The organism is Anaerofustis stercorihominis (assembly GCF_005844425.1).
In the GTDB taxonomy this organism is placed as follows: domain Bacteria; phylum Bacillota; class Clostridia; order Eubacteriales; family Anaerofustaceae; genus Anaerofustis; species Anaerofustis butyriciformans.
This window is the reverse complement of record NZ_SPHL01000055.1, coordinates 1-7,725: the sequence shown is the minus strand read 5'-3', so window position 1 is coordinate 7,725 and position 7,725 is coordinate 1. Positions and strand designations below refer to the sequence as shown.

The following is a 7,725-nucleotide window of genomic DNA, read 5'->3' as shown; positions in this document are numbered from 1 at the left end:
ATATAAGCATTTATATCCATGTTTATATTTAATTTATCATTTTCTATTTTATCTTTTGTTTTGTTTAAAGATATCTTTGTGTTTACTATGTTATTATCAATATTTAATTTTAATTGCATTGAATCTTTTTTGTTTAATAGAAAAGAATAATAGTTTACATCTTTGTCTTCTATATATCCAAGTAATTTATCACTTTTAAATACTGCAATCTTGTTTGCATAAAAATTCTTTTTTTCATTTTCATTTGTTTTTTTTATGACTGGTAATGTTAATTCAATACCTTGATTTTCTATTGAGTTGATTACTTTGTATGCTCTTGCACTGTTATTAAATAATTTATTTTTGCTTAATTGTTCTAATATTTCAAAACCGTGAAAAGTTCCGTTTTCTGACGAAGTATTTAAAATTTCCTTTGCTGCTGAATTATATGTTGTTGTAAATGTTGTATTAAATCTTAAATTATTTTCTTCAAATACTAAATTTAATATATCATTTATTCCGTCTTCTTTTGCATATTCTTCTCCTACAATAATAAGCCCACAGTGACTTAAATTTACTTTGTTGTTAAATTTACCATCAAGTTTGCTTAATGCATCATATATTGAATCGCCTGTTGATGTAATAACTTGCGGTTTAATAGAAAGCTGACCATCGTAATCTTCAGACTGCAATGTTTCTGCGCTTACTTCGTATCCTGTTTGAGTTTTATCTATCCCTATTGTAAAAATAAGTATTTCTCTTTCAAGTTCAGTATAATCAAAACAGGAAGTAAAAATGCAAAGAGATATTATTAAAAAAAGAACAGAAATTATTTTATTTTTCATATTATTTTATCCTATCTTTTTTTTCTGACATATCGGTAGGTCTTGTTATCATTTTGTACCATGGGGATCTGTAAAATGAATCTTTAAATTGTTGTATTGACTGGAATGTAACATTTGCCATATAAGACATACCAAAAGATTTTAATGATGATAAGTGAACAATTAATAGTAAAAAAGCAATGGTAAATCCGTATAATCCAAGTATTGAAGAAAGAAAGATAAATATAAATCTAAATATAATTGTTGAACCTTTTACATTTGGAATCATTAGTTCGCTTATTGCGGAAAGAGCTACCACTATTATCATAGGAGCGCTTATAAGTCTTGCTTCAACTGCAGCCTGTCCAACAACAATACCTCCAACAATACCAAGAGCAGTTGTTGCTCCGCTACCGCTTCTGTTACCTGCTTCACCGAGAATTTCAAATATAATTATCATAAGAATGCATTCGGTAAAAGTTGAAAAAGGTATTCCTTCTCTTGCTCCTATTATGCTTATTGCAAGAGAACTTGGCAAAATCTCTTTATGAAAAGTTATTATTGCTATATATAATGCAGGTATGCATATAGATAAAAAATAGCTTATAATTCTTATCATTCTTGTAAAAGAAGCAAAATAATAATTTAGATAATAATCGTCGCCCGACATAAAATTTTCAATAAATAAATAGGGAACAGTCATTACTATTGGTGTTCCGTCAACAAATAAAGCAACTCTTCCTTCAAGTATTTTACTTGCAATGACATCAGGTTTTTCATAAGTTCCAGCTGTTTTAAAAGGGGAGAATCTGTTATCTTTTACGGATTCCAAAATATAATTCACATCAAGCACTGAGTCGATGTATATTTTTTTTATTCTTTTTTTTAATTCCTTTAAAACCTTTTTATCAACTATTCCGTCGATGTATGCAAGGCAGGTTTTTGTTTTTGTAACATTACCGATAGTTGAAAATTCAAATTTTAAATTTGGGCTTTGTATTTTTCTTCTAAGCAATGATAAGTTTGTAAGGATATTTTCTCCAAAGCCTTCTCTTGGTCCTTTTGCAATTTTCTCACTAGGGGGTTCCATTATTGCTCTTAAAGTAAAACCTTTTGTATCAATACTTAAAGCTTTATTTTGCCCTTCTATTATTAAAATTGTATTTCCGTAAAGCAAATCGGAAAAGATATCTTCAAATGTATTTTTTTCTTTTACATCATTTGAAAATAGTATATTTGTTTTTAATTTGTCTAAAATGTTAAATTTAAAAACAATTTTTTTATTTTCTAAAATTGGTTTTATTATATCTTCGTCGATTCTTTCACTGTTTGACATTCCGTCAATAAATAAAAGAAGATAACTTATTCCTTTGTTTTTAAATTCTCTGTATCTTATTGTGTCGTCATTATTAAATTGATTTTTTATTATTGCCTTGTTAATTTTTAAATTTTTATATAATTTATTCATTGTATACCTTTGGGAAAATTATTTATATAGATTATTTTTTCCAAAATATTAATTTGTATACTTTTTAATAAAATAAAAAAGCACCTTTTATAAGGTGCTTTTTTTTAAAATAAGCTATAAAACATATTTTTTATACTGAACGTATTAGAACTTTTTAAACTTGCTTGGGTTACTTTATTATTTCTGATTCTTCCTTCATTATCTTGAACATGTACAGTAAATGTTTTTTCTCCAAGTTTTGTTCCGTTATAGCTTACAGAGCAGGTCATTGAATATGTTCCCGGAGATTCACTGTCAAAGTCATCATCATCTTCTATTGTTACGGTTCCATAATCTGTAGAACCATCAGACAAGCTTATTATAGCAGTAGGTGAATAATAATCTTCGCCTTTACTTATTGTAATTGATGAAGGACTTAGTGAGAATGACGATACTGTAGGACTTGATGAACCACTAACACTAATTGTAGCACTTGCAGTTAATGTTGTTCCTTCTTGTGTGTATTTAGCGGTAATTGTTGCACTTCCGCTGCTTACACCTGTTATTGTACTTCCTGATACTCTTGCTACAGAGCTGTTACTTGAAGATAGACTTGCACTAATATTTTTAGTTGAGCCATCGGCCAAAGTTCCGGTTACAGTTGCTGTAGCTGTTTGTCCTGCCTCAATAGAGCCTGGGCTTATTGTTAATTTTATAGAATGTACAGTTGATTTTCCATGTACATCACAAGAACCTTTTAGACTGTATTTTGCTTGTGATCCAATTTCATTTTTACCTGTTACTCCAGGTGGATAAGTTATCTTGCTTAAATCCAGTAATACAGATGTTTTTACTTGATCTTTAGGACAATACTCTGTTGCTTTTTTCTTTGAAGCTTCACATATTTTTGCAGAAACATGAATGTTATCACTTCCGCTAGGTCCTTTACCTGTTAAGAAGTACTCTGTGTATACTTTAGAGCCTCTTGGGTCTTTTGAAGAAAGGGAAGTAGGGTTTTTACCTGATACTCCGTCTACTTTTGCTTGGTAAACATCATCTGGTTGAGATGCAAACTTACTGTTTTCTATGTCTTTTTTATCATATATTTCACTAAAGGCTTCTTTCCAGAAAGCTGCAGGTCCGTTTGTAGAACCCCCATAAGTACCGATATTCAAGTTATAGGTTGTTCCATCTACCGTGACGACGTTCTGGTCGTATCCATACCAAACAGCTCCGGAATATTCAGGAGTATAACCACAGAACCATGCATGTCTGTTTTCATCTGTTGTACCTGTTTTACCGGCTACTTCTGTACCATCGATTGAAATATATGTTGTACCGCCTTTTACAACATTTTTAAGAATATCTGTGATAATAAAAGCTGTTCCTTCTTCAAATACTTTTACTTTTTCAGATTTATTACTTAATATTATTTCACCGTTTTTATCGGTTATTTCTGTATATATAATAGGAGTTTGTCTAACTCCACCATTTGCAAAGGTTGTATAGGCACTTGCCATCGCTAGTGTTGATTGACCATGAGTATAACCACCGAGAGCCAATGCGGCAGGGTTTAAGTCATTTACATCATTTTCATCTTTTACAATATCAAGTCCAAGTTTTTCTGCATAAGGAAGAATTGTTTCTGTTCCGGTTTGTAACATTGCTTGAACTGCTACTGTATTTACAGAATTTGTTAGGGCATTTCTAACTGTCATTAGTCCTTGATTTCCTCCACCGGAGTTTTTAGGTGACCATCCTCCGTAAGAAATTGTTGTATCATTAAATGTTGTGCCTGCGGTAATTTTTCCCGAGTCAATTCCCGGAGCATAGGTTGTAAGTGGTTTTGTAGATGAACCAGGTTGGAATTTTTGAGTTGCCCTGTTCATAGATAAGCTTGCAGATTTTTCTCTACCTCCAACTATTCCTACTACATTTCCTGTTTTATTTTCAATTACAGTCATACCAACTTCCGGATTATATTCTACTTCTTCGCCTTTTTGTTTTGTCATTGCAGCACTAGCTTGACTTGCAGAATATGATTGAGAAGGGAAGATAGAATCATCTTTTGCAGTTTTTTCAAGTGCATCTTGAACATCAGGGTCAACTGTTGTTTTTATTGTTAATCCATTATTAAGAATAAATGTTGATGCATCTTCTTTTGAATAATTATATTTTTCTGCAATATCATTTACAACTTGTTCATATACAGCATCTGTGAAATAAGAGTATACTGTGTTACTTTTGTTTTCAACCAATCCAATTTTGTTATTCTTTAATTCGTCCACTGCTATATCGTATTCTTCTTTACTTATATGATTTAAATCATACATTTTTTGGACTACTTCTAACGCTCTTTCTTGGTTGTTTTCATCGTATGCAAGAACTGTTTTTCCTTCAGAATTTTTTTCTTTTACAAGGGTATATTCACCATCTCCGTTTTCATCTTCATATACAAGAGGGTTGTAATATGTAGGAGCATTGATTATTGATGCTAAAACAGCCGCTTGAGCAATTGAAAGTTCATCAACATCTTTTTTGAAGAAATATTGTGCTCCTGATTGAATACCCCATGCTTGGGACATGTTTACTTTATTTAAATAGGCTTCAAGAATTTCTTCTTTTGATAGTTTCTTTTCAACTTCGATTGCAAGTTTCCACTCTTGAACTTTACGTTTTATTGATGTTTCACTTGTTAAGTGTGTTAATTTAATTAGCTGTTGTGTTATTGTACTTCCACCCGGACCATCAGTGCTTCCTGATGTTAAAACTCCAAGAATAGCTTTACTAGTACCTATAAGGTCAACGCCTCCGTGTTCATAGAAACGTTTGTCTTCTATTGATACAAAAGCTAATTGAACAATTTCCGGTATTTCTTCTATACTTACAGGTTCTCTATTTTCAGAACCTTGAAGTTCCTGATAGTATTTTCCATCTTTATCTAATAAATGAGTTGCACTCGCATAATTAAATTTATCTAAATCAAGTGCAGGTGCTTGAGCCATCCATACAAGCATTAGAGCGAACCCACCTATAAAACATACAATACCTAAAGTAACAATAGCTGCAAGAACTCTTTTGAAAGTTATTTTTTTGCCTGGTCCTTTTTTGAATTTTCCTTTGCCAGCTTTATTTTTACCTAAGATGTTTTTCTTGGTAATGTTGCTTTTTTTCATGTTGTCTTTAGGTTTTTTAACTCTGACTCTTTTCTTACGCACTTTTACTTTTTTTTGCATATTATTAGGAGTCATGTTGTCGTTTGTGCTCATTTTTTACCTCCAAATTTATATGACATAGCATATTCTTTAACATTATATAGCATAGAAATATTTTTATCAATGCTATATGTTCCATTTTGGAAATATTTAATAAAATTTTAACATTATTATCACTTTTTTGTAATTAATTTTATTTATAAAAAAAGTAAAATATTTAAATTTATATAAATAAAGTATTTATAAAAAGAGCAAAATTATATATAATATATTTTTATGATAAGCAAAAAAAGAATACACTTGGAGGTAGAAATGAAATTAGAGCAAAATAAAGTATATTCAAACTTTATGTTGAAAAATATAAAAAATGTTCATGAAATAAATTCTGTTTCATATGAATTTGAACATATAAAATCCGGTGCAAAGCTTTTATATATTGAAAATGATGATAATAATAAAGTATTTAGCATATCTTTTAGAACGCCTCCTGTCGACAATACAGGAAGTGCTCATATTTTAGAGCACAGCGTTCTTTGTGGTTCAAAAAAATATCCTTTAAAAGAGCCATTTATTGAGCTTATAAAATCATCCCTTAATACTTTTTTAAACGCAATGACTTTTTCAGATAAAACGATGTATCCAATTGCAAGTACAAATGAAGCTGATTTTAGAAATTTAATGGATGTATATTTAGATGCTGTTTTTAATCCTTTAATATATGATAAAGAAGAAATATTAAAACAGGAAGGATGGCATTATCATATAGAAAATAAAAATGATGAAATAAAATACAATGGTGTTGTTTATAATGAAATGAAAGGTGCCTTTTCTGATCCTGAAGATATTCTTGCAAGAAGCATAGAGTCCAATTTATATAAAGACACTCCTTATTTTTATGAATCAGGTGGGGATCCTGAATATATTCCTGATTTAACTTATGAAGAATTTTTGAATTTTCACAAAAGATATTATCATCCGATTAATTCTTACATTTATATATATGGTGATACTGATATTTTACGTCACCTTGAGTATTTAGATAAATCTTATCTTTGTAATTATGAAAAAATAGAAATAGATTCAAAAATTAATGAACAAGTTGATTTTACCAATATTGAAAAAAGGGTTGAAAAATACTATTCTGTAAATTCAAATGAAAATATAGACAATAAATATTTACTTGCTTTAAATTACAGCATAGGTAATGTTTTAGATGTTAAACTTGGTCTTACTTTTGGAATATTATGTAAGATTCTTTTTGATTCTGATTCTTCATATTTAAAGAAAGCCCTTCTTGATGCGAAAATCGCTGATGAAGTTGTTCTTGATTATAACAATGGAATACTTCAACCTGTATTTAGTATAGTTGCTAAAAACGCAAAGAAGGACAAAATAGAATTATTTAAAGAAACTGTTATATCTACATTTAAAAAAATCATTAATGATGGTATAGATAAAGATATTATTAAATCTGCTATTAATAATTTTGAATTTGAATTAAAAGAAGCTGATACAGGAACATATCCAAAAGGTCTAATTTACGGTATTACAATAATGGAAAGTTGGTTATATGACGGAAATCCGACTTTACTTTTAGAGTATGAAGATGCATTAGAGCAAATAAAAAAAGAAGCCGAAAATGGTTTGTTTGAAAATGTTATAAAAGAATTTATTGTAGAAAATGATAAATATAATTTTGTGATACTCTCACCAAAAGAAAATTTATCAGAAATAAATGATAAAATTTTAAAAGAAAAACTTGGAGAATTTAAAAAAGCGTTAAATGATAAAGAGTTGGAAAGTTTGGTAGAAAGTACAAAATCTTTATTAAAAGCTCAACAAACACCTGATAGTGATGAAGTAAAAGCTTTGGTTCCGAGAATTTCAATAAAAGATATAGATGAAAATCCTATTGTTGTAAATGATGTTGAAATTATTCATGAAGGTAATAATGATATTTACGTAAGAGTAGACAATACAAAAGATATAACTTATTTAGATATAAATTATGAAGTATCTTTATATTCAAATGAAGAAATTCATGCTTTGTCTCTTCTTACAAAATGTTTTGAAAATTTTGATACTAAAAACTTTGATATGATTCATTTAAATAATGAAATAAATGAAAATTTAGGTGATATTTTATTTACTGTTTCACCATATCAAAACGTAAAAAATCCTGAAGATTTTAGATCATTTTTCACTTGCTGTATAAAGGCATTTAGTGAAAAAGAAGATAAAATGTATGATATAATGGAAG

At 29.2% G+C, this 7,725-nt stretch carries 4 protein-coding genes; 1 reads left to right on the top strand and 3 read right to left on the bottom strand.

Features of this window, described 5'->3' with window-relative positions; genetic code table 11:
• The 3 genes from FGQ49_RS09715 to FGQ49_RS09705 form a co-directional block, all read right to left on the bottom strand.
• Positions 1-824: Ger(x)C family spore germination C-terminal domain-containing protein (locus FGQ49_RS09715; RefSeq protein ID WP_138269674.1), on the bottom strand; the 824-nt coding region annotated here is incomplete at its 3' end.
• A gap of 1 nt (position 825) precedes the next feature.
• Positions 826-2,271 (bottom strand): spore germination protein, encoded by a 1,446-nt coding sequence (locus tag FGQ49_RS09710; RefSeq protein ID WP_138269673.1) that lies wholly within the window; start codon positions 2,269-2,271, stop codon positions 826-828.
• Positions 2,272-2,375: 104 nt separating this feature from the next.
• A complete protein-coding gene (locus FGQ49_RS09705) occupies positions 2,376-5,519 on the bottom strand; it encodes a transglycosylase domain-containing protein (protein WP_138269672.1) in 3,144 nt (1,047 codons plus the stop codon).
• A 258-nt stretch (positions 5,520-5,777) separates the two neighbouring features.
• Between FGQ49_RS09705 and FGQ49_RS09700 the strand changes: the two genes are divergently transcribed.
• Positions 5,778-7,725 (top strand): insulinase family protein (locus tag FGQ49_RS09700; RefSeq protein ID WP_171020676.1); only part of this gene is annotated, 1,948 nt, incomplete at its 3' end.

Bases quoted from the DNA above. Each gene is read 5' to 3' on its own strand.
- FGQ49_RS09710 (WP_138269673.1), bottom strand. From the start codon at position 2,271: ATGAATAAATTATATAAAAATTTAAAAATTAACAAGGCAATAATAAAA.
- FGQ49_RS09705 (WP_138269672.1), bottom strand. From the start codon at position 5,519: ATGAGCACAAACGACAACATGACTCCTAATAATATGCAAAAAAAAGTA.